This window comes from Crocosphaera chwakensis CCY0110, assembly GCF_000169335.1.
GTDB lineage: Bacteria > Cyanobacteriota > Cyanobacteriia > Cyanobacteriales > Microcystaceae > Crocosphaera > Crocosphaera chwakensis.
The window spans coordinates 35,977-60,768 of the sequence record NZ_AAXW01000028.1 but is presented as its reverse complement, the minus strand read 5'-3'; the positions used below and the strand labels follow the sequence as shown (position 1 = coordinate 60,768).

Here is a 24,792-nt window from a genome sequence, read left to right as displayed (position 1 = left end):
GAAGTAAAACCATCTGAACATCAGGTTAATATAAAAGGATATAAAGGTAATAAACGGAAAATTTTAGTGGTTGATGATATGCAAGATAACCGCTTATTTTTAGTTAAATTATTAAAAAATGTTGGTTTTGAAATAATTGAAGCAGAACAAGGTAAAGAAGGCATAGAAAAAAGCGATTGATTTTCAGCCTGATTTAATCATTACAGATATTTTAATGCCTGAGATGAATGGCTTAGAAATGACCAAAGAATTACGAAATTTACCTCAATTTGAAACGACACCCATTATTGCTTCTAGTGCGAGTGTTTCTGTGGTTGATCAAGAAAAAACATTAAAACAAGGATGTAATGTTTTTGTGCCTAAACCTATCGAAGCCATCGAATTATTTAATCATATTCAACAATTCTTAAATCTTGAATGGATTTATCAATTTAAACCCCATACAGACAATTCTCAAAAGTTGTCTCATATTACTTTACCAAGTTTAGAAATTACTTTGCCTCAAGGAATTGATATGTCAGAATTAAGAAATGCTATTGAAACAGGAGATGTTGAAAAAATTGAACAAGAAACATTAATTTTAAAACAAAATGATCTTCAACATAGTGATTTCTATGATTGGTTACTTCAAGCAACGCACAATTTTGAAATCAACAAAATTCAGCATATTTTTAATACCAATTGTTAAATAAAAAATAAACTTTAATGAATTGTAATAAAAAGTTCTCAATGGAAAAACCATTAATTTTAGTTGTTGACGACAACCCGAATAATATTCAGGTTCTTTTTCAGTGTCTAAAAAAAGCAGACTATAAAGTTCTAATTGCTCAAACAGGAGAAAGTGCAATTAATCAAGCAAAAAAGACATTACCTGATTTAATTTTATTAGACGTAATGATGCCGATAATGGATGGATTTGAAACCTGTAGTTCTTTAAAGTCATTACCAGAAACCGTAGATATACCTGTTATTTTTATGACTGTTTTAAATGAAACTTTTAATAAAGTTAAAGGATTTTCTCTCGGTGCTGTTGATTATATTACAAAACCTTTTATCCAAGAAGAATTATTAGCAAGAGTTAAATTACATCTTGATTTGAGACATCTAACTAAAACTCTAGAACAACAAAATAAATTTCTCAAAAAAGAAATTAAAGCGCGAATCGAGATGGGAAAACAACTCCAAAAATTTAATCAAAATTTAGAAAAACTTGTAGAAGAGCGTACAGAAGAATTAACAAAAACTTTGTTAGAACTGCAAACAACTCAAATTCAATTATTAGATAGAGAAGCACAACTCAAACATGATGCTTTTCATGATAAATTAACAGGTCTTATTAATCGAGAGTTATTTGTTAATTTGCTAAAACAAGAAATGAAAACAGCTTCTGTTAACTCAGACTATTTATATGGAGTATTATTTATTGATCTCGATGGATTTAAAATGGTTAATGATAGTTTAGGACACTTGATAGGAGATGATCTCTTAAAAGTAGTCAGTCAACGCTTAAAAACTTGTGTTCGTTCTAGTGATGCTGTCGCTCGTTTTGGTGGTGATGAATTCGCAATTTTGTTAAAAAATCTCAAAGAATTGTCATTAGCTGAGGTTATTGCACAACGGATTTTAAAGACCTTGAGTCAGCCATTTTATCTGAATAATAATGAAGTCGCTATTGGTGCTAGTATTGGCATGACATTTAATATTTTTAAATATAACCAAGCCACTGAAATATTGCGAGATGCAGATATTGCAATGTATCAAGCAAAACGACAAGGAAAAGGTCATTATCAATGTTTTAATCCAGATATGCAAGCTCTTGTTTTTGCTCGTCTTCAACTCGAAAGAGAGTTAAAAAAAGCAGTCGAAAATATAAAAAACAATGAATTTTCTCAACAATTTTCTTTATATTATCAACCAATTGTTCATTTAAAAACTAGAAAAATTAATGGTTTTGAAGCATTGTTACGTTGGCAACATCCGACAGAAGGGTGGATATCCCCACAAAAATTTATTCCCATTGCTGAAGAAACACAATTGATTAATCCACTGGGATGGTGGATTTTAAAACAAGTATGTCAACAAATGTCTTATTGGACAAAACAGTTTCCTAATCATGATAGTTTAAGGGTTAATATTAATGTATCCGCCATTCAATTTAAACAAGATAACTTTGTCGAACAAATAGGATTAATTATTCAAGAAAGTCATTTACCCCCTGAATCTCTAAAACTAGAAATTACAGAAAGTTATACTCTAAATACAGAAAATTATTCCCTTGAGAAATTACAGAAACTAAAAGATATGGGAATTCATTTATGTATTGATGATTTTGGAGTCGGTTACTCTTGTTTAAATCGTTTACAGGAATTACCTGTGAACACCTTAAAAATTGATCGCTCCTTTCTTCAAAAACTGAATCAATGTAATCCTAATTTGCAATTTGTTAAAGCCATTTTAATGTTAGCATCTAGTTTAGAGATAGAGGTCGTTGCTGAAGGAATTGAAACTAAAACTCAGTTACAATATTTACAAGAACTAGGTTGTCTATTAGGACAAGGTTATTTATTTTCTAAACCAATTGACTCTAACCAAGCTACTCAGTTTCTTAGAGAAGAAAAAATATTTGAACTATGTTAAGATTTTAAGGATAACTTAGATTAAATTTAAGATTTATTTTATAAATAGAATTAAATAATCTTATTTATATACTATAGCAACATTTAACCAAATGATGACTGAAACTTTACTATTAAATCGTGCGTTGAATTGTGCTATGGCAGAGGATTATATTGAGTGGGCAGTAGAACGTTTATGCGAAGGAGTAGATACCCCAAATTTAAGAATTTTGGCAGGACTTAATCCGAAATTGGAAAAGGATGAAATTGAGTCATATTTTAGATATACTTGCAAAGAATTAAACATTGATAGTTTCCCACGATTAGACGAACCTCTAACAATGGCGGGACGAATTAAAAGAGCCTATGAATTGGATGAATTATCGGCTGAAACTGTTGTTTATATGATGGATCAAGTTTATACTAAGTATTACGAGCCACTTTTATTTGTTTGGTCTTTAATTGTTGAAGAACTTTCTCTTAAAGGCACTGGACATGAAGGATGTTTTTATCCCTTAGAAGAATTTGATTCTCTTGATGCAGTAGTTCAAACAGAATTCTCTCTTTTTATGAGAGCTTGTTTTCTTGATCTTCCTAAAGAATTTGAGCAATTTATTCAGTGCGATCGCTGTGGTTATATTGGCCAATCAATTTTAAGTAAAAAAGACCATGTTTCCTCACAAAAAATGTACTGGCACCTCTGTCGCCAATGTAGTTATCATAAGTATCATAGTATGTCAGATCCAAAGGTTAGAGATATTTATTTTAAACGGTTTGAAGCAGTGTCAAGATCAAATAATTCAATGTAAACTCATATTGTAATTATGTCGTAATGAGAATCATGAAATCTTTTATTTTAATTCTATTTTTATCCTTTTTCTGGTTGTTAAATCCTTTAAATGTAGGGGCTGAAACTTCAAGCTCTTGTCCAGAAGGAATGACTTATATTCCTGGGGGAACCTTTCGCATGGGATCTGATAATCAAGACTTTATTGAAGAAAAACCTGTTGATGATGTAACGGTAGATAGTTTCTGTATCGATACTTATGAAATTACTAACTCACAGTTTGCCAAATTTGTCAAAGAAACCGGTTATCAAACTATTGCGGAGCGTCCCCTCTCTAAAGAACAGTTTCCCAACCTTCCCGACGAACAGAGAAAACCTGGATCTTTGGTCTTTCAACCCCCAAATGAAGGTATCGAACGGGTTGCTTATCTTAGTTGGTGGCACTGGGTAACGGGGGCAAACTGGCAGCATCCTTATGGAGAAGAGAGTGATATTCTCAGCAAAGAAAATTATCCCGTTGTTCATATCTCTTATGATGATGCTTTAGCCTATGCAAAATGGGCAGATAAACAACTCCCTACCGAAGCACAATGGGAATATGCAGCGCGAGGGGGACTCCAAGGAAAAGACTATACCTGGGGCGATCAATATTCGGCAAAAAATGCCAACACTTGGCAAGGCATTTTTCCTTTTTTTAACACCAAAGAAGACGGTTATTTAGGTGCTGCTCCGGTTGGTTCTTTTCCAGCCAATGGCTATGGGTTATATGATATGTCTGGGAATGTCTGGGAATGGACGCAAGACTGGTATCAAGTGGAACGGGAAAATATGGCGCATAAAACAAACCCTAAAGGACCCAAGATAGGCTATGACCCGAAAAAGCCCCAGGATAAGTTAGTTCATGTTATAAAAGGCGGTTCTCATCTCTGTGCTAAGAATTATTGTAGTCGTTATCGTCCTGCTGCTAGAGAGTCCCAGTCACCAGATACAGGAACCACTCATATTGGCTTTCGTTTGGTGAAAAATTTTTAAATTCAAGGCAAAAGGCAATAGGCAAGAGGCAAAAGTCAGTTTATTTACAATGTTTCCTGTAAAACCTTTGTTACTGTTAGCTGAGAGGTTACATTTAACGTTGATAATATGGATGAGGCGATCGCATCATTTCCTTTAAATATTGTTTCTTCATATAATCCTTCTACTAAACTTAATACAGTAATTTGTTGTTCTATCGGATCAACAATCCAATATTGAGAAATTCCTCTAGCTTGATATTGCGACCGCTTGTAACGATAATCCCTATTTCTATTTTTTTTCCCTGGTGATACCACTTCTACAACTAACTGAGGGGGTGGCATATCCATTGTTACCGTTGAACGACTCGCTGATTTTAAGGCAGTTGCTAATTCTTCTGTTAATATCATTAAATCAGGTAAACGTACCGTTGCTCTAGTTCCTGTAACTACAATTTCTGTTCCAATTCTTAAACGATATGATGGAATTCCCTGCTGAAGAAAATAAGCAAATAAAAACGAGGCAATACGTAAATTCAAGTCCCTTTCAGGAGCCATAATTAATAACTCTCCATCTTCTAGTTCATAGCGAGTCTCTGTATCATCGTCATAGTTAAAATAGTCTTCTAAAGACATTATTTGAGAGGTGACAACCATAATGACTAACCTTTAATGAAAGAATCATCTTAATTACAATTGTACTTTAATATAAAATATATCAAAAATCTTTAAGTAATAATTATGTCAACATCAGAACCTCCAAAAACTGATATTTTCCTTAAAATAATCAAGTGGAGTCGTTATAGTAGTGTTTTATCCATTTTCTCTTCTCTCGTTAGTTCCATCTTTATGTTTGGTTTGGGAACAGTAGATACTGTCAAAGTTTTTATCAGAGTTGCCACAGGAAATGAAACCGCAAGGGGTGAAGTAGAATCAAGTATTATTATTATTGTTGATTTATTAGAAGCCTTAGATGATTTTTTAGTCGCTTTAGCTTTGTTATATTTTGCTTCAGGAATTTATTTTTTATTTCTTGGATCTCAAGATAATTTAATCAACTATCCTAGTTGGTTGCGGGTTAATAGTATTACTACTCTGAAAAAGACCTTATTAGAAATATTAGTTGTCTTATTAACCGTTGTTTTTATTAAAGGTATTTTAGAATCTGAAACCATTCAGACTGTAACGTGGAATATTTTAGTGATTCCTGTTTCAATTATTGCGATCGCTCTTAGTATTCGTTTGATTTTAACTGAGAAAGAAACGTAATTAAAGTTCGGAGTTCGGAGTTTGGACTATAAAAAAATTATTGTTTATAATCAAGCCATAATTGTTTAAATTGTTCCCTTTTGTATTTTTATCAATGCCTATAGTAAATCCTGTAGGGGCGAACGGCCGTTCGCCCCTACTTAAAACTTATTATGAAAGTATCAACAGTTACAGATAGTTACAAAAAAGGACAACGGGACTTCTCAAATCAAAAACTGAGAGGCCAAAACTTTGCAGGAGAAAACTTATCAGAGGCAAACTTTAGTAACTGTGATATCCGAGGGGCAAACTTTAAAGGAGCAAACCTCACAGGGGCAAACTTTACAGGAGCTAAAGCAGGGCTACAAAAACGCTGGATGATAGGGTTATTATTGATCGTATTGATCCTTCTTTTTATAGCTGGAATTTCTTCTGTTTTTATTGGTGGTTTAATTGCTTATTTTTTTAATAGTTCTAGCATGGCACAGAAAGTGGCAGCATGGACAAGCCTAATTGTATTAATAATTTTTTGTTTTTTTACATATTTTAAAGGACTAGGTAGGGGTTTAAGAGTGGTAGCGATAGCCTCTGCTTTAATTGGAGCAATTGTTACAAGTATAGTCTTTACCTTAATGCCTGGATCTGACTTAGCTGGAACTGTAGTGACAGCAATCATTGTTGGTATAGTTTTCAGTATCGCCTTTGCTGGAGCATTTATTGCAACTTTTGCTGTAGTTTTTGCCGTAGTTTTTATTGTGAGAGACGGTTTTACTGGTTTTGGATGCTTTATCCTCGCTTTCAGTGGAACTAAAATTTTTGCTTTTACTGGTGCTGGAAACGGAGCTTTTTTAGGAGCGGTAATACTAGCTCTGTTGGCATATTATATTGCTTATCGTGCCATGAAAGGCGATTCTAGAAATGCTTGGATACGCAACTTTGCTGTCGCCTTTGCTGCAAGCGGTGGCACTACTTTTAAAAATACGAATCTAACAGATACCAACTTCACCAAAGCAACACTAAAAAGCACCGATTTTAGACAAGCGATTTTAATCCGTACTTGTTTTAAAAACACTGAAAAATTAGATCGGATTCGTCCAGGTAAAACCTACCTCAGTAACAGCAATTTAAAACAATGGTTAATCGGAACAGGAATTAATAAAAATTTTGATCGCCAAGACTTAAGAGGGGTTCATTTACAAGCAGCTAATTTAACCGATGCTAGTTTTATAGGAGCAGATTTAAGTAACGCCAATTTACAAGATGCTGACTTATCGAGAGCAAAATTAATTCAAACACAATTAGATAATACCGACTTAACCGGGGCAACATTAACAGGTGCAACTATTGAAGATTGGGGAATTACTAGCCATACCAATTTACAAGGAGTAAGATGTCGTTATATCTTTATGAGAGAACCGACAAAAAGCGATCCAAACCAACGCCGTAAACCAGATAATTGGGAAGAAGAATTTGAAGATGGCGACTTTGCTGAATTTATTCAACCCTTAGTAAATACGCTCGATCTTTATCATAACCAAGGAATTGATCCTCGTGCCATCGCCATTGCTTTTAAACAGTTAGCAGAAGAACATCCAGACGCAGAATTACAAATTGTCGCTCTCGAAAAACGAGGTGATGATAAACTATTAATTAGAGCAGCAACTGCACCGGAAGCAAATCATTCTGAATTGAATAGGGAGTATTTTACTAACTATAATCAATTAAAAATATTAAATGAACAATATCGAGCAAGATTAGAAGAAAAAGATAGTCGTATTCAATCCCTAGAAACCATGATTACGACTACATTAGCGAAACCAAGTTTTTATTATCAACATCAGGAGGAATTTATTTTGTCTAAAAAAATTGATAACAGTCAAAACACCAATCTTAGAGATATTAACGCTAATCAATCGATTGTTAATTTAGGGGAGATTAGTGGACAAGTTTCTAATAATATAAAACAACTTCCTGATAACGCCGAAGGTGGAAAAGCAAATATTAAAGATATTTTAAAAGAATTACAAACTGCTATAGAAACTGAAGAACATCTCAAAGATGTTCAAAAATTTGAAGCATTAGAAGCACTTGAAACCCTAAGTCAAGCCGCTAATAATCCAGAAGATAGTAATCTCAAAAAATTAGCCCGACTGTCAAAAAATGCTCTATTTGGAATTACCTCAAATATTCCCCACGCGACTCAATTTATTCAAGCGTGTAACGAACTCTTACCAGCGATCGCTAAATTATTAAAACTATAATAAACTCCTGACACCTGACTCCTTTTATTTAGAAGCAAAAATCTCTTTAATTGCTGCGATCGCTAAACAACTAATTCCCCCTAATTCTAATAGCCAATTCATCTGCATTCCTCCTATGTTCCATCCTAATAATTGATCAACATGATGAAATGATGTTGCTCGAATAAGGATAAAAATTACCAAAAAAGTAAGACCTAATAAGGGTAATAGAAAATGTTTAATTTTTGTTCCCATCCATTGCATTATAAACATTACACTAGCACAACTAATAGCAATCAATCCAATAATAAAATCCTTTTGAACGATACGCCGTTTCTCATACCATCCTTGTTCTATAGCCATTTTTTTACCTATTAGAGTAAACCAGGATTGTAAATCTAATTGTTTATTAATGCCTAACAACACTAAAATAAACGCTAATCCCCACCAAATTAAATTATTTTTATCATTTTTTTGTCCACATTTAAAACATAAAAAAGCAGTTATAAAATAAAAAAAAACTGTTAACCATCCCATGATTGTCGGGTCGCCATTTCCAGGTTTCCAACTATTATCTACTACAATAATTAAATACTTTATCATTATATTTATTTTAAAAATAATCTAAAATCTTATTGTTGTTTAAAAGGTAATTATTTTTTTGTATTGACTTTAAAATATATTTTTGCTTTTTGAATTATTACTCAATGTCTAGAAATAAAAAACTTTTTTCCAATAAGGAGAACTAATGATATAATTAGTTGTTAATTATCAATTTGCTAACAAGTATCTTAAGTGTTTTTTTCTTGATTTTTTTTACTTTATCCTTAATGAGTTCATTAATTTATAAAAAAAATCTTTAAAATGGTTTATGCTTAAGATCAACAGCTAACTGTATTATCATAGTTAGACCATTATCATAGTCATGACTCATATTTCTAGAATTTTAAGGTTAAAAAGTTTTTAAAATTTTGTTTCATGATTGTAACATAATTTAACTTGTTCATAAATAAAAACAAATTTGAATGAATTTTATCTTCGTTTTTGGGTTACTTGTAGCGGGACTGGTCTTGTTAGTGGTTGGGGCAGAAATTTTAGTAAGAGGAGCTGCCCGTCTAGCTGGAAGTTTAGGCATTTCCCCCCTGGTGATTGGCTTAACCATTGTTTCCTATGGAACCAGTTCGCCAGAAATGGCTGTTGCTGTCCAGTCTAGTTTAGTCGGTGAAGCGGACTTAGCTTTAGGTAATGTCATCGGCAGTAATATATTTAATATTTTAGTCATTTTGGGATTATCATCTCTAGCCATTCCCTTGATGGTAGCGCAACAGTTAATCCGTTTAGATGTTCCCATTATGATCGGGGTTTTTTGTTTAACCTTCTTTTTTGGTCTTGATGGAACGATTAACCGTTCTGATGGCATTATTCTCTTAATAGGTGGGATTATTTATACAGGATTTTTGATTTATCAAGGGTCAAAAGAATCCAGTGATCCTGATTCTGAATATGAAACAGAATATGGTAACAAAGGCCCTTTATCCCTGATGCAATGGATTAAAAATATTGCCTTTATTTTATTAGGAGTCGGGTTCTTAGTATTGGGATCACAATGGTTAGTCGAGAGTGCTACCACCATTGCTCGTCAAATTGGAGTCAGTGACTTAATTATTGGTTTAACTATTGTGGCTGCAGGAACCTCTTTGCCAGAGTTAGCCACATCTGTCGTGGCTGCCATTAAAGGAGAACGAGATATTGCAGTAGGGAATGTAGTTGGAAGTAATATTTTTAATATTTTAACCGTATTAGCCGTATGTGCTATGGTTTCCCCGATAGGAGTTCCTGTATCCGATGCAGTTTTACACTTTGATTTACCCGTAATGGTAGCCATCGCTATTGCTTGTTTACCCATTTTCTTTACCGGTAACGTGATTGCCCGTTGGGAAGGATGCTTATTTTTAAGTTATTATATTGCCTACACAACTTATTTAATTTTGTATGCAACCGAACATGATGGACTGACTATCTTTAGTAGTGTCATGTTATTCTTTGTCATTCCCATTACAGTGATTACTTTAATCATTGTTACCTTGAATAGTTTACGAAAAAAACAACAAACCAAACAACTTAGGAATCAATCGATAGAAGATAAAGATGAATTTAATTAAGGATTAGTTAAGGGAAGTAAAACAACAAAGAAAGTAGTAGGGAAGAAAAGATACAATGAGAATTGTGAACAGGAAAATGGAAAACATGAACATTGTGTTGAAAATTGGCGATCAAGCCATCTCATCTGAGGACATATATCCTTTACTTGCCCAATATCGCTTACTACCTCAACTCGCCAAAGAAATCATCATCGACCAAGCGATCGCCGATATAACCTGTACACCCGAAGAAACCACCCTCGCCAAGCAACAATTTTACCAAAAGCAACAAATTAGCGACGAAAATCAACTAAAAGTTTGGTTAAATCATCATGGCATGACCCCAGAACAATTAGAAACATTAAGCGTCAGAGATTTAAAAATCGAAAAATTTAAGCACCTTACCTGGGGAGACAAATTAGACCCTTATTTTGTCAAATGTAAAGGACAATTAGATCGGGTCGTTTACTCTTTAATTCGTACTAAAGATCCAGGAGTTGCCCAAGAACTCTATTTTCGTATTCAAGAAGGGGAAAATACCTTTAGCGAACTTGCCAGACAATATTCTCAGGGTTCAGAAGCTCAAACAGGGGGACTTCTCGGGCCAGTAGAACTTAACACGCCTCATCCCAAGATTGCCCAAATTTTAGCAGCCAGTCGCCCAGGACAACTATCACCCCCAACTCAAGTGGGAGAATGGTGGATTATTGTGCGTTTAGAAAAATATATGTCAGCCCAACTCGATGACAATACCAAACAACGACTACTTAACGAACTCTTCCAAAGTTGGTTACTGGCCCAACTTCAACAAAATGTTTCGTTTTCCCCCTCTCAAGGGTTCCAAGAGGACGAACAGAGTTATACTGAAAACTCTAATTAAACTATTGAAATTATTGGAAGGATTCATTATAAAAAAGAGGGTAAATAATTCTTCTTCAACCTCAAGTTTGATGAAAACCTTAAGTCATTTTTTGAAGTTAATTACTTCTTAAGTTTGTCTTAATACAAGAGTCGATCATCAACAAAAGTCATGTTTAACGAGAATCTCAATTAATATTTTTATTAAAACCCTCTATCATAGTTAGACAGACTTTTGTCACAAAGATTCAGCAAAAGATTGCTAAACTTCCGCGCTTAGGGATTAGAAGAACAGAATCGAAAGCTCTTAACTTGATTGCGTCATTATGACCCATACTACTAGCGACATACAAGATTTTCTTTATCACATAGACCCCTTTGACCAATTATCCGAAACCGCCATCACCGAAATGGCTAACAAATGTCAAATTTGGCGTTATCGTATGGGTCAAGTGATTTTAATGCGAGGGAAACTATCGTCTTACGTGACCATCCTCTTAGAAGGACAAGGACGGTTATTAGGGTACGACCCTCGAACAAAAATGCCCAGTACCCTACAAAGACTACAGCCAGGATCTATCGTAGGAGACGTTAACCTGATCAGAGGAGTTCCCTGCGAAACCGTTATCGCCTCCACAGAAGCGGTCGGATTAGCCCTAAAACAAGAAGACTTTTGGCGGTTATTAGAAGAATATCCCAGGCTAAAAGAGCGATTTAAAGACCAATGTACCATTAGTGAACTCTATGATCTCCTAGGCACTTATTTAGCGCAACAAGCTCAAGGAGATATCGATATCAAATCCCTGGCCGAAGACCTCTTAGAAGATGCTCAAGTTTACTACTTAGACCCAGGAAAAAATAGTTTACCCCCAGAGCATCAACAACAACTATGGTTAGTGAGTGGGGGAGGAAGCATCGAAAATTTTGCAGTGGGTAGCCGTTTAATAACAGACCATGGCCAAGCATCTGTAGAGGTGAAAGGTTCTCAGCCCGCTCGTGTTATTATTTTACCCTTGTTAAATCTAGGAGAAATCCAATACCAAAGCCAGTTAAATATTGGCCAAGAATCGACTGCTATTTCATTAGAGAAAGAAGAAGAAGAGATTCCCTATGCAGATGTAGAAGTAGTGGGAGTTGCTCCTCCCCCAGAACCTACTAGGAACCAAAAAAGGCGAAAATCCTATCCGTTTGTCAAAGGAAAAACCCCTTTAGGCGTGGGATCAGCCTGTTTTCAGATGCTTAGTCAATACTTTGGGATGCCCTATCGTCGAGATGTCATCCGTCGCATTCTCGCGCAACAATTACAACGAACAGGAACCCTATCCTTACCCTTATGTGGGGCAATTACCGAATTAATGGGATTGAATGCCCAATTAATTAAAATTCCAGCTTCTTCTTTTACTCAATTAAAAACCCCTGCCTTACTCATGTGGCAAGATAGTTTGGCGATTTTGTACGACGTGAGTGAGAAAGAAGTGGTCATAGCAGTGCCAGAACTGGGCATCTTAAGTCGTCGTCCCCGTGAGTTCTTAGAAATGTGGGGAGAAGGAGGAGAAGTTTTATTATTACAACCCACCAAAGAAACCCCTCAACAACGGTTTGGTTTAAGTTGGTTTATTCCTGCCTTACGACAATATCGCAGGGTATTAGCTGAAGTCTTTATTGCCTCGTTTTTTGTACAATTATTCGGCTTAGCTAATCCTTTAATGATTCAGGTAATCATTGATAAAGTGATTGTGCAGAATAGTGCGGATACGTTACAAGTATTGGGGACATTTTTATTAATTATTGCCATTTTTGAAGCAGTTTTGACCACCCTGCGAACTTATTTATTTGTCGATACCACTAACCGCATCGATATGAGTTTAGGGTCAGAAATTATTGATCACCTGTTGCGGTTGCCTCTACGGTATTTTGAACGAAGACCGGTAGGGGAAATTTCCACAAGGGTTAATGAATTAGAAAATATCCGTCAATTTTTAACAGGAACTGCCCTAACCGTCGTCTTAGATGCAGTGTTTTCGGTGGTCTATATTGCAGTCATGGTAGTTTATAGTCCCCTGTTAACCTTGGTTGCTTTGGGCATTGTACCGATTTTTGTGGCCATGACCTTGGTTTTCTCCCCCACCATTCGCCGTCAACTGAGAACCAAAGCTGAACGAAACGCCCAAACCCAGTCCTACTTAGTTGAGGTGATGTCAGGGATACAAACCGTGAAGGCACAAAATATTGAACTGCGATCGCGTTGGCAATGGCAAGAAAAATACGCCCGTTACGTCTCAGCCGGGTTTAATACAGTCATTACCTCCACTTTAGCCAGTTCTACCAGTGGCTTTCTCAATAAATTATCCGGGCTATTAGTGTTATGGGTAGGGGCTTATTTAGTGCTGCAACAAGAACTCAGTTTAGGACAATTAATCGCCTTCCGCATCATTGCCAGTTACGTAACTTCACCCATTTTACGACTAACTCAACTGTGGCAAAACTTCCAAGAAACCGCCCTATCCTTAGAACGGTTAGCCGATATTGTCGATACTCCTCAAGAAGCGGAACGCGATCGCAGTAATATTCCGATGCCTGCCATTCGAGGAGGCGTTAGATACGAAAATGTTTCTTTTCGCTTTAAACAACACGGGCCCCTGCAACTAAAAAACATCGATATCGACTTTCCCCCCGGCACCTTCATCGCCGTTGTGGGAGGGAGTGGTGCCGGAAAAAGTACCCTAACTAAACTAATTTCAAGACTGTATGAACCGGAAGCAGGACGCATTTTAATCGACGGCTATGATATTTCTAAAGTGGAATTGTATTCCTTACGTCGTCAAGTCGGTGTGGTTCCCCAAGAAACCCTTTTATTCGACGGTTCAGTACAGGATAACATCGCCCTCACTAACCCCGATGCCACCACCGAAGAGATCATAGAAGCCGCCACCGTCGCCGCAGCCCATGAGTTTATCATGACCCTACCCAATGGGTACAATACCAATGTAGGAGAAAGAGGTTCAGCCCTGTCCGGGGGACAACGACAACGGATCGCCATTGCTCGGTCTGTACTGCAAAATCCTCAGATCCTAGTCCTAGACGAAGCCACCAGTGCCTTAGACTATGCTACCGAACAGCAAGTCTGTCTAAACCTGTTGAATGCCTTTAGCGATCGCACGGTTTTCTTTATTACTCACCGTTTAGGCACTATCAGAAGTGCCGATGTCATTTTAATGATGGATTCAGGATCAGTAGTAGAACAAGGAACCCACGACGAATTAATGGCTCTCAAAGGTCGTTATTACTATCTCTATCAACAACAAGAAGGCCATCAATAAAGCCGATCTCAAAACGTAATATTCGGTAACTGATATCTGGTCACTGCTGCTCTATTCAACACCCATTTAATCCTATTTATCAGGTATGAATTATGATTAACACTAATGGCCAACACGAACGAGACGACGATCTCACTCAAAAAAACTCAGATCAAGGTTCATCAGCTTTAGCCACCACTCATTCCAACGACCCCTTATCGAGTAATTTCCTTGCCCCCATTACCTCCGAACAAGCCGTTATCCTTCGTCAATCTCCCAGTTGGTCTAGAGGAGTTGTCTGGACTATTATCGGCGTAACCACCGCGAGCATTGTCTGGGCGGGCATTGCCAAAATAGAACAAGTAGTGCCAGCACAAGGACAACTTAAACCACAAGAAGCCGTCAAAGAAGTCCACGCCCCCCCAGTAGGTGGTGCAGTAGTTGAAAAGGTATTAATCGAAGATGGGCAGAAAGTTAAACAAGGCGACATCTTAGTTATCTTAGATTCTGAAGCCAGTACCGCAGAATTAAAGTCCCTAGAAAAAGTTAAGGCATCCTTAGAACAGGAAAATCGATTTTATCGTACCTTGATGAATGCCTCTCTCAACCCCTCAGACGTAGAACGGGCGATTATTAAACTAGATTTACCTACAGAAGTAGCAGCCCTTGCCCGTAACCGTGCAGCCTTAATTGCAGAAAATCGTCTCTATCAAGCAGAATTAGGAAATCAAAGCCCAGGAACCGCCTTAAGTCCAGAACAACTAGCTCGACTTAGAGCCTCTCAAGCAGAGTCGTCTTCTAGAGCCTTAGCAGCCCAACTAGAAATGGATCAGCTAGAAAAACAACTGAGACAAACTCAAGTCGAATTAGCCGATGCTAAACAGCAATTGATCGACGATCGCAAAGTATTGAATGAAATTGAACAAAGAAACGAAAAAGCGATCGCTGAAGCAGAAAAAGCCCTAGAAATTGAAGAAGCCATCCTAGAAGATATTGGACCATTGGCCGAAGAAGGGGGTGTGGCTAGGTTACAAGTAGAACGACAGCGACAAACCATCGCTGAACGACGGCAACAACTGACAGAACAACGTTCCAATGGAACCATTGAATACGATCGCCAAAAACAACAAGTTCAAGATCGTCTTAAAGAAATTGAACGATTTACAGAAGAAGAAAAACGTTTAAAAATTGCCATGAATCAGGCACAAGCTCAATTAGTCAATACCGTCAAACTAACAGAAAAAGACTTGAGGGATAAAGTTTCTGATAATAACGAAAGAATTGCCGACATTGATAGTCAGTTAAATAAATCCATCGTCGAAAACGATAAACAAATTGCAGAATTAGGAAGTCAAATAAGTCGTACAAATGTGACTCTCAAATATCAAGAAATTAAAGCACCAGTGAGTGGTACTGTCTTCGATCTTAAAGCTGGCCCCGGTTATGTTCCCCCCCCAAATCAAACCGAACCCCTATTAAGAATAGTCCCCGACGATAATTTAATCGCCGAAGTCAATATTACTAACCAAGACATCGGTTTCGTGCGAGTGGGACAAAAAGTTGATGTACGAATCGATTCTTTTCCCTTTAGTGAATTTGGCGATATTAAAGGGGAGGTAATGTCTATTGGTTCTGACGCTCTAGAACCCGATGAAATTCATCAATTTTATCGCTTTCCCGCCAAAGTAGAACTAGACCAACAAGAGTTACAAACCGCCGAGCGCGATATTCCTTTACAATCAGGAATGTCTGTAACAGCTAACATCAAAGTTCGGGAAAATCGTACAGTGCTAAGTTTAATTACAGAACTATTCAATAAAAAAGTCGAAAGTCTCAAACAAGTTCGTTAATGGGACAAACAAACAAGAAAAATGGATTTATTGGAATATCAAGCAAAAGAACTGTTTCATCAGGTAGGCATTCCCGTTTTACCCTCCCAACCCATTGCCCAATTAAGTGAACTCAAACATCTTCACATCCGTTATCCAGTGGTTCTCAAATCTCAAGTTCATTCCGGTGGACGAGGAAGAGCCGGAGGGATTCGTTTTGTACAAAATACCATTGATGCAGTAGCAGCAGCCCAGGCCATTTTTAGTCTACCTATCTTAGGAGAATATCCTGAAGTCATTCTCGCAGAAGCTCGCTATGACACCCAGGAAGAATTTTTCTTATCTATTCTGCTCGATTATCAATTACAACGACCTGTCTTAATGGGTTCAGCTAAAGGAGGCATTGACGTAGAAACCCTACTAAAACATACGCAAAAAGTGGTTCTCGATCAAGGGTTTTCTCCCTTTTATGCCCGTCGTTTAGCTACAAAAATGGGGCTTAAAGGTCGTCTCATTCATGGGGTTAGCACTATCCTCGAAAAAATGTATCAATTGTTTATCGAAAAAGACCTGGACTTGATTGAAATTAACCCCCTAGCTGTTAGTGCCTCTGGAGAAGTAATGGCGTTAGACGGGAAAATTACCGTTAATGATACAGCCTTATCCCGTCATTTAGATTTGTTGAGTTTTCTCACTCCCAAAGCTGATCGTCCATCCACCGTTACCCCCCAAGGAAACATCGTTACCACTCCCCCTCAAAAACCCCGTTGGCTTGGCAGCAAGGACAAAGGAGGTAATGTAGGAATTATTGGTAATGGTTCAGGACTCACCTTAACCACTTGGGATCTTATTCTTAATCAGAAAGGAAAACCAATAGGGGCTTTTATTATAGAAGAAAAAAGTAGCAGTAAATCCTTAATTAAACAGTTAGGAATTGCCATCGACAAAATACTTAATATTGCTGAGGTAGAAGTTATTTTGATCAATATTGTTAGTAGTGAGCAAACATCGGACTTAGTAGCCGAAGCCATGAAAGATTATTGTCAACCTTTAGAGGTGACAAGCGATAACGAAGAACAGTTATCTAGACCTACATCAGCTAATTCGGCGCATCAAAGAAAAGTTAACCCTAATCTTAATTCTAACGCCGTCAAATGGGTTCTGAGACTGGCTACAGGGGATTTAGAGTCTAGAGAAACGTCTTTTGGGGATTTACCGATTCATTGTTTTGAGGATCTTAACGAAGCAGTGAAAAAAACCGTTGCTTTAATTAGTAATTAGATCAATTTAATCGAAAATATAACAATCATGAAATGGGAAGCCGATAGTAAAGTTTTAATTCAAGGAATCACTAATCCTTTGGGAATTAGTTATGCCGGACGGATGAAAGCTCAAGGAACCAACATTGTCGCAGGGATCACCCTCGAAGAACAAATAGACCAAATTGATGATATTCCTATTTTTACTTTGGTTGAAGAAGCAGTCAAGACAGTTGGAGAAATCGATATAAGCTTAATTTTAACCCCTCCCTATGAAGTATTAGATGCAGGGCTAGAAGCCATGGCCGCCGGCATTAAACAGTTAGTGATTGTTACCTCTTGGGTTCCTCCCCTAGATTTGATCGCTCTCCTAGAACAAGCTCAAGTGACCAATAGTTTTGTCTTAGGATCAGGGAGTGAAGGGTTATTGGTTCCTGAACAGTTTTGGCTAGGCATTATGGAACCTGAATTTTATACAACCGGACCAGTGGGAATGATTAGCCGTTGCGATCGCTTAATGGATGAAGTCGCAAAAACTCTATCGCAAGCAGGTTTAGGGCAATCTTTAGCCATTAGTCTCGGCTGCGATGCAGTCATGGGATCGAACTTTGAACAGTGGTTACAAATAATGGAAGAAGACGAAACCACCGAGGCGATCGTTTTACTTGGCCATCCCTACAGTAGTGCAGAATTATTGGCTGCTCAATATATCGGTTCAGCCATCGAAAAACCAGTTATTGCCTATCTTCCAGGGATTCAAGCCCCCATTAACCGTAATTTTGGCGATGCCACCAGCATTATTGCCAGTCAACTCTCTTATCAAACAGGGAAAACCAACGAAAATCAAACCATTACGGCATTCAAAAAAGCAGGGGTGAAAATGGCCAACACCATTGAAGATATTACAAAATTAACGAAGGGTGTTTTTTCCAGTCGACGGCGTAAGTCAAGAACCGTCAATAAATAATAACTATTAAAAATTGAGTGATCACTGGTGACTGGTCACTGGTAATTGTTAAATTAATCTAGTCCCTTTGGTAAAAAGTATCGGAAAATAGGAGTAACATTCAGTGACCGTAAAAATTGGTTTACTCGGTTTAGGAACAGTAGGAACAGGAACCGCACACATCTTACTAGATCCGACAGGACGAAATCCGTTATTACAAGAGATTAGCATCGGTAAAGTGGGCGTGCGATCGCTCGATAAATCTCGTCAAGTTCAACTCGCGCCAGGGGTTATCACCACTGACTTAGAGGCAGTAGTTAATGATCCCGAAATTGCCATAATTGTCGAATTATTAGGAGGCATTGAACCAGCGCGATCGCTCATTTTACAAGCCATTGCTCAAAAAAAGCACGTGGTTACCGCTAATAAAGCAGTGATTGCTCGTCATGGCGATGAAATCTACGCAGCAGCCAATGACGCAGGGGTCTACGTCCTCTTAGAAGCAGCTGTCGGTGGTGGTATTCCCATCATTAAACCCCTGAAACAGTCCTTAGGAGCTAATCGTATTAGCAGTATTATCGGTATTGTGAACGGCACCACCAACTATATTTTGACCAAAATGACCACCGCCGGAGCAAATTTTACTGAAGTGCTTATAGAAGCACAAAAATTAGGCTATGCTGAAGCTGATCCCACTGCCGACGTAGACGGGTTAGATGCGGCCGACAAAATCGCTATCTTAGCCTCGTTGGGGTTTGGAGGACGAGTTAAGCGGGAGGATGTTTATTGCGAAGGCATTCGTCAAGTGAGTGCAGCAGACATTACCTATGCCGATCAATTGGGGTTTGTCATTAAATTATTAGCCATTGCCAAAGGAGCAGACGGCGAAATCTCCGAACAATTACAATTAAGGGTTCATCCTACCCTTGTTCCGAAAGATCATCCTTTAGCTAATATCAACGGAGTTTCTAATGCGGTTCTCGTGGAAGGGAGTCCCTTGGGACAAGTAATGTTTTTTGGACCTGGAGCCGGAGCCGGCCCAACAGCCAGCGCAGTGGTATCGGATATTATGAATATTGTGGCTATCCTCAAAAGTAGCGGACTAACTGAGACCCTTGATCCTTTGTTAAGTTGTGTTCATCAACATTTTTGTCAAATTACGCCTATTGAAGCTATTAATACCCGTTTTTATGCCCGTTTTCTCACCAAAGATTTACCAGGGGTCATCGGTCATTTAGGGACTACCTTCGGTAACCATGAAGTGAGTCTTGAGTCGGTGGTACAAATTGGCTTTCAAGAGAAACTAGCGGAGATTGTTGTGGTGACTCACCAGGTTTGTGAAGGTAACTTTCGTACCGCTTTAGATGAAATTCGTACCTTAGAGGCAATTGACAGTATTCCCAGTATTTTAAGAGTTTTATAGAACAGTGACCAAAAAAGAGTAAATAATGATGAATTTTGCCAAAAAAGTAAGCTTTTTTTTACTGGTTTTATGGGTAGAAACAAATAGTTTTACAGCAAGATTGGTCATTGCTTTACTTTCTGCGATCTCCTGGTTCTCCCCTTTATCTGCGATCGCTCAAACTCCTTTGTCGGAACTGTGTCCGACTCCTGTCTTATCCCGTTTACAACGTCATCAGGTCATCTCAGGGGAAACCATCGAAAGTATCGCTCAACAGTATAATCTAATTCCTCAAACCTTGATCGGTGTTAATCCCAGTCTCCAAGGGGGACAAGTCCAGGTGGGACAAGACATTTTAATTCCTCCCTTTAATGGCATTAAAATTACAGTACCCAACGGCGCGACTTGGCAAGACTTATCCACTGCTTATGGTGTTCGGGCCGATGTTTTGTTTGAGATTAATGGTTGTGTAGAAACGCCAAAAGTTGCCTTTATTCCTGGGGTTAATTGGAAACCTGGGGAACGTCCGTCTCAAGATAATTATACTGGGTTAAGGGGTTATCCGTTGCCTGCGATCGCACAAGTGGGATTAACTTACGGATGGCACATTGAACCCAATACGGGAGAGTCTTTTTTTCATGGAGGGATGGATCTTTTGGCCCAAGAAGGAACCCCTGTCTTAGCTGCTGACTCTGGTAACGTCATTTATGTAGGTCAAGAGGGAAATTATGGCTTTTTAATCATTGTTGATCATGGTAATGGCAGACAAACCCGTTATGGTCATCTCAGTCGCTTTAACACACGCATCGGTCAGTCGGTACAAATGGGGGATGTGTTAGGGTCTGTGGGAACAACGGGACGGCCGGATATTTTAAATCCTCATCTACATTTTGAAGTACGATTTAAATCTCCTGTGGGTTGGGTAGCACAAGATCCTCAAATTCATTTATCTCAGTAACCTGAGTTAATCTTCAAAGCAAAATAAAGTATTTATCTTAATTTATAGCCAACTATTTCTCCCTTTTCTGATCCGAAACTTAGGTTACGTTACGATAATAAAATTTTCTATAAGTTTTCGTAAATTTTGACTCTGGTAAATAATGAGATAATTAATATATAGCGATAAGCTGTTAACTATTTAAAGGAATAAGGAACAATTTAAGTGACAAGCTCAACGATTGGCAGAGTACCTATTTTTCAGCCTGGTTCTTTACTAGATCCATACATCAAAGATAACGATGCTTTAATCGAACCAGCCGAAGACTTTACTATATCTATTAACTATATTCCTCATCAACTTTACACAAAGTATAAAAGTCACTATAAAGCGGGGGAATTTAATAATAATTATTTTGCTATTCTGAGCCAGATAGGAATCGGTGATGTAGAAACACCAGTTCTCAAAGCTCATTATCTTAGCCATATTGATGAAGTGTCTCAAGATTTAGAAACCGTTTGGGCTGAAAATGTTGCAGTAGTTGAAGATTTTTTAAAAAATTTTTCAAAGAATCAAAAATCTGAAAGAATTTATCTTTCTTTTAGTAGCTTTTGTCAAGGATTGGGTAGTTCAAGTTTAGAAGATGTTACTGGTGCGTTACGAGAAGTTATAGGTTATGTAGGGGCTGCATTTCCTAGTCTTGTCCCTTATACGACTTTAGGAAAAGTTGCTTTAGAAGGAGTTAATAATATTGTTAAAACAATTCTTGAACCCCGATTTCAACCTCAAATAAAAACGACAACTTTTGCCTTCTATCCGACTACAAAAGATGAAGCCGTACCCATTGGAGAAGCTCCCTTACAGACAGGGAGTTATGCTTTCTTTTTTGAACCCGTTGAATTAGATAATTTATGGATGGATAATAAAGGTTTGGTGAGTTCAACTAACGGTGAAGAAGTCAGTCCTTATATTGTGATTAATATTAAAAAAGGGATTGATTTAGCCCCTGGTCAAATTGAGCAAAATATAGCAACAGAAGTATTAGAAACCTATGATCGTTTATCTGGCTATCCTTTAACCAATAAGAAGAAAAACACAACTTATTTTGAAGGGTTAAAAGAACTAGGAAAAACCATACGTATCGCAACAGCTGTAGAGCGATATTTTGATTTACGAACTAAAGGAACTTCTGTTTCACCCGCAGAAGCTAAACGCCTTGAAAAGTTATCAGCCTATTTAAAAGAAACGTTAGGGGAAGATTTTCCCTAACCTTGTTAGTAAATTGGTTAATTCTGACAAAAAAATCAAGCACTTACCTATATATTCATTTCACTCTACCTGACAATAGGCTTTTTCTTCATCAAGATATAAAGCTTCTGAAACTTCAAGTCAAAAAATGCGACTTGGCATACTTAGTACAGTTTAAATAAAAAAATATAGAGGATTTTGCTTGAAATCCGTAAAATATCTTTTATGATCAAGAAAGACTGGCGCAATCTGGGTAATCCATGCAGCCTTATTCAATGCCTCGACGTTTTTATCAATGGCTCAAATCGAGAAAATTGGCATTTAATGCCACGGATACCCGTTATGCCTTAGTTGAAGCCAGTTTAATTGGAGTGCTTTCTGCGATCGCTGCCTTAATTCTGAAACAAGGAGTCGGTTGGTTAGGGGGTTGGCGTGTCGCTTTAGCCAACCAGTTTGGGGCAATGTGGGTGCTTCCTTTAGGCGGACTGATCTTAGGTTATTTATCGGGTTTGATCATTGAAACCTTTTCCCCAACTGCTACAGGAGGCGGTATCACTCAAGTAAAAGCAGCTTTAGCTCGATATCCAGTTCCCTTATCCTTACGGGTAGCAGTGGTTAAACTTATTGGAACCATTTTAGTGTTAGGCGGAGGTTTAACCTTAGGCCGTCGCGCACCAACAGTGCATATTGGGGCAGCGTTAGCAGCACAACTGAGTAACTGGGTTCCCACCTCCCCAGAACATCGACGACAAATGATCGCAGCCGGAGCAGCAGCAGGACTAGCAGCCGGTTTTACAACGCCTATTGCCGGGGTTTTGTTTGTCATTGAAGAGTTGATGCGAGATGTTTCAGGGTTAACCTTAGAAACGGCTATCGTTGCCTCCTTTACCGGAGCGGTGGTTTCGTTAATTTTACAGTCATCTACCCTCAATTTTCCCTCTTCACTACTGGAACTGCCCGATATTACCTTTTCTATCTCAGACATTCCTTTTTATCTACTTCTAGGCATTTTAGCCGGACTATTAGGGGCGTTATTTAATCGGGGACTCCTAACCAGTGTCACAATACAAAGAAAGTTCAATTTACCCTTATCCTGGCGTATTGGCTTAATGGGAATGGTGTCAGGCATTATTATCGCTTTATTGCCTCCTTTCTTTCGGGATAATGCAGGACTTCGCATCTTTTTAGTTACAGGAGAATTAGATGGGAGTCGAATTTTATTAGCGTTTGTGGCTCATTTTTTCCTCACCATTTTGGCCTATAGTTGCAATGCTCCTGGAGGGTTATTCGGTCCGGCTCTGGTGTTAGGATCGGCTTTAGGCTATTTGGTAGGAGATTTTGAACAATTTGTGACGGGAACTGGCGCACAATCAAGTTATGCTCTAGCAGGAATGGGAGCCTTTTTTACGGCAGTGGTTAGAGTACCAGTAACAGCGATCGTCTTTGTCTTTGAACTGAATACAGACTTTAACATAGTCTTACCCCTAATGGTCACTTGTGCGGTGTCTTATATCGTGGCCGAAAGTGTTTCACGGGGTTCTCTGTACGAACATATGTTACACGCTCGGGGTATCTATATCAACGAAGCGGCCACAGGACAAGATTTTCTCTCAAAATTAACCGCTTCTCAGGTGATGGAGTCTCAAGTCGAAACCTTATCTAGTGATTTAACGCTAGATGAAGTGCTACAAGCCATGTCTAACTCCAGTCATCGAGGGTTTCCTGTGGTAGAGCAAGGTCAACTGGTGGGCATTGTTACTCAAACGGATCTGGCGAAATTAAAAAAAGAACCAGGATATACTCCTTTACAGGAGTTTATGACCCGAAGACCCATTACAGTGCAAGCAGAAGCGTCTCTGAGTGATGTTTTATATCTGCTGAACCGTTATCAGTTGTCCCGTCTTCCTGTGACAGAAGGTCATAAGTTAGTGGGAATTATCACTCGAACGGATATTATTCGGGTTGAAGCCAATCAATTACAAGGGGATGATACCACCATTAACGAAGTGGTTCCTGATCCTTCCTATATTGCCTATCAAACTCGGGCCCCCTTAGCTGGAGACGGTCGTATTTTATTACCTTTAGTTAACCCTGATACGGCTACGTCTCTGTTTAAAATTAGTTCAGCGATCGCTCAACAACAAAACCAAGAAATTGAATGTCTACAGGTGATTACCGTTCCCAAACATAGTGATCCTGCTCAAACCCCCGTAATTACCCAACACAGTCGTCAATTGTTACAAAGAACTGAAAGATTAGGCCGTCACTATCATATCCCAGTTCATACTCAAATTCGTGTCGCCCACGATCGCGCTCAAGCCATTTTAGACACCATTCGAGAACGACACATTAATCTCATGGTGTTAGAGTGGACCGATGACCATCACACCCCAGGAACCATTTTTGATCCAGTCATTGACATTTTAATTCGCAAAGCGACTTGCGAATTAATCTTAGTAAAATTGGGACAAGAAAAAGAAGCTTATCCCCAAATTTTAGATAAAGATACCACTTGGTTAATTCCTATTGCTGGTGGTCCCAATGCCAAACGGGCTATGGAATTGTTACCCGGATTAACAAAATTATATACTCGTCCTCGATCCCCTATTATTTGGTTATGTCAAGTATTTCCCCCCCATAAATCGACCCCTAATTATCAAGCCTTAGAAATTGAAGCTAAACGCTTAAAAGAAGAACTAGAACGTCCTGTTATTCCCCTCCCTGTTCGTTCCCAGTCTGTCGCAGATGCGATCATTCATTTAGCTGAAGCAGAAAGCTGTGATGTGGTTATGTTAGGGGTCAGTCGCGAAGGGTTATTAGTTCAAGTGATGCAAGGAAATATTCCTAAAATGATCGCTCAACAAGTGAAAAGTACCGTCATTTTAGTGCGAGGAAAGTTAGATAATTAGTCATTATTTTGTGATAATTTTCCATTAAAAGATATTGACTAAAAGGCCAATTTACGGTAATTAA

At 38.1% G+C, this 24,792-nt stretch carries 18 protein-coding genes and 1 pseudogene; 17 read left to right on the top strand and 2 right to left on the bottom strand.

The features are described from left to right. The 5 genes and pseudogenes from CY0110_RS16755 to CY0110_RS16735 form a co-directional block, all read left to right on the top strand. A pseudogene (locus CY0110_RS16755) lies at nucleotides 1-180 on the top strand (hypothetical protein); the annotation flags it as partial. After that, the gene (locus tag CY0110_RS16750; RefSeq protein ID WP_083794088.1) at nucleotides 176-688 is read left to right on the top strand and encodes a response regulator; all 513 of its coding nucleotides are present in this window, start codon (nucleotides 176-178) and stop codon (nucleotides 686-688) included. The pseudogene CY0110_RS16755 and the gene CY0110_RS16750, both read left to right, overlap by 5 nt. A gap of 41 nt (nucleotides 689-729) precedes the next feature. Beyond that, nucleotides 730-2,637, top strand: coding sequence for a two-component system response regulator (locus CY0110_RS16745; RefSeq protein ID WP_008276684.1), 1,908 nt, complete (start codon nucleotides 730-732; stop codon nucleotides 2,635-2,637). 91 nt (nucleotides 2,638-2,728) lie between these two features. Continuing rightward, entirely contained in the window at nucleotides 2,729-3,424 is a 696-nt protein-coding gene (locus CY0110_RS16740; RefSeq protein ID WP_035799728.1) for a hypothetical protein, read from the top strand. 32 nt (nucleotides 3,425-3,456) lie between these two features. Beyond that, nucleotides 3,457-4,434, top strand: a complete 978-nt coding sequence (locus tag CY0110_RS16735) for a formylglycine-generating enzyme family protein (protein ID WP_008276682.1) — start codon at nucleotides 3,457-3,459, stop codon at nucleotides 4,432-4,434. A gap of 44 nt (nucleotides 4,435-4,478) precedes the next feature. On the opposite strand, the gene CY0110_RS16730 is transcribed toward CY0110_RS16735, so the two are convergent. Beyond that, nucleotides 4,479-5,069, bottom strand: a complete 591-nt coding sequence (locus CY0110_RS16730; protein WP_008276681.1) for a Uma2 family endonuclease — start codon at nucleotides 5,067-5,069, stop codon at nucleotides 4,479-4,481. A gap of 84 nt (nucleotides 5,070-5,153) precedes the next feature. Between CY0110_RS16730 and CY0110_RS16725 the strand changes: the two genes are divergently transcribed. Together CY0110_RS16725 and CY0110_RS16720 are read left to right on the top strand one after the other, a co-directional pair. Beyond that, nucleotides 5,154-5,681, top strand: a complete 528-nt coding sequence (locus tag CY0110_RS16725) for a YqhA family protein (protein WP_008276680.1) — start codon at nucleotides 5,154-5,156, stop codon at nucleotides 5,679-5,681. 152 nt (nucleotides 5,682-5,833) lie between these two features. Continuing rightward, entirely contained in the window at nucleotides 5,834-7,921 is a 2,088-nt protein-coding gene (locus CY0110_RS16720) for a pentapeptide repeat-containing protein (protein WP_008276679.1), read from the top strand. Nucleotides 7,922-7,945: 24 nt separating this feature from the next. On the opposite strand, the gene CY0110_RS16715 is transcribed toward CY0110_RS16720, so the two are convergent. Continuing rightward, the gene (locus tag CY0110_RS16715; protein ID WP_008276678.1) at nucleotides 7,946-8,503 is read right to left on the bottom strand and encodes a hypothetical protein; all 558 of its coding nucleotides are present in this window, start codon (nucleotides 8,501-8,503) and stop codon (nucleotides 7,946-7,948) included. A 422-nt stretch (nucleotides 8,504-8,925) separates the two neighbouring features. Between CY0110_RS16715 and CY0110_RS16710 the strand changes: the two genes are divergently transcribed. From CY0110_RS16710 to CY0110_RS16665, 10 genes are all read left to right on the top strand, one after another. Then, nucleotides 8,926-10,062: a calcium/sodium antiporter gene (locus CY0110_RS16710; RefSeq protein WP_008276677.1), complete on the top strand. Its 1,137-nt coding sequence runs from the start codon at nucleotides 8,926-8,928 to the stop codon at nucleotides 10,060-10,062. 85 nt (nucleotides 10,063-10,147) lie between these two features. After that, on the top strand, nucleotides 10,148-10,921 hold the full coding sequence (locus tag CY0110_RS16705; RefSeq protein ID WP_035799725.1) for a peptidylprolyl isomerase: 774 nt from the start codon (nucleotides 10,148-10,150) through the stop codon (nucleotides 10,919-10,921). Between the two features lie 304 nt (nucleotides 10,922-11,225). After that, nucleotides 11,226-14,219, top strand: coding sequence for a peptidase domain-containing ABC transporter (locus tag CY0110_RS16700; RefSeq protein WP_008276675.1), 2,994 nt, complete (start codon nucleotides 11,226-11,228; stop codon nucleotides 14,217-14,219). 92 nt (nucleotides 14,220-14,311) lie between these two features. After that, nucleotides 14,312-16,048 (top strand): HlyD family efflux transporter periplasmic adaptor subunit, encoded by a 1,737-nt coding sequence (locus CY0110_RS16695; protein ID WP_008276674.1) that lies wholly within the window; start codon nucleotides 14,312-14,314, stop codon nucleotides 16,046-16,048. 21 nt (nucleotides 16,049-16,069) lie between these two features. Continuing rightward, nucleotides 16,070-17,308, top strand: a complete 1,239-nt coding sequence (locus CY0110_RS16690; protein WP_008276673.1) for an ATP-grasp domain-containing protein — start codon at nucleotides 16,070-16,072, stop codon at nucleotides 17,306-17,308. A gap of 27 nt (nucleotides 17,309-17,335) precedes the next feature. Beyond that, nucleotides 17,336-18,253: a succinate--CoA ligase subunit alpha gene (locus CY0110_RS16685; protein WP_008276672.1), complete on the top strand. Its 918-nt coding sequence runs from the start codon at nucleotides 17,336-17,338 to the stop codon at nucleotides 18,251-18,253. Between the two features lie 103 nt (nucleotides 18,254-18,356). After that, nucleotides 18,357-19,655, top strand: coding sequence for a homoserine dehydrogenase (locus CY0110_RS16680; RefSeq protein ID WP_008276671.1), 1,299 nt, complete (start codon nucleotides 18,357-18,359; stop codon nucleotides 19,653-19,655). Between the two features lie 28 nt (nucleotides 19,656-19,683). Continuing rightward, nucleotides 19,684-20,592, top strand: a complete 909-nt coding sequence (locus tag CY0110_RS16675; RefSeq protein WP_008276670.1) for a peptidoglycan DD-metalloendopeptidase family protein — start codon at nucleotides 19,684-19,686, stop codon at nucleotides 20,590-20,592. 204 nt (nucleotides 20,593-20,796) lie between these two features. Further along, on the top strand, nucleotides 20,797-21,840 hold the full coding sequence (locus CY0110_RS16670; protein WP_008276669.1) for a cytochrome P450 family protein: 1,044 nt from the start codon (nucleotides 20,797-20,799) through the stop codon (nucleotides 21,838-21,840). A gap of 239 nt (nucleotides 21,841-22,079) precedes the next feature. After that, nucleotides 22,080-24,728, top strand: coding sequence for a chloride channel protein (locus CY0110_RS16665; protein ID WP_035799723.1), 2,649 nt, complete (start codon nucleotides 22,080-22,082; stop codon nucleotides 24,726-24,728). Nucleotides 24,729-24,792: the final 64 nt, after the last annotated feature.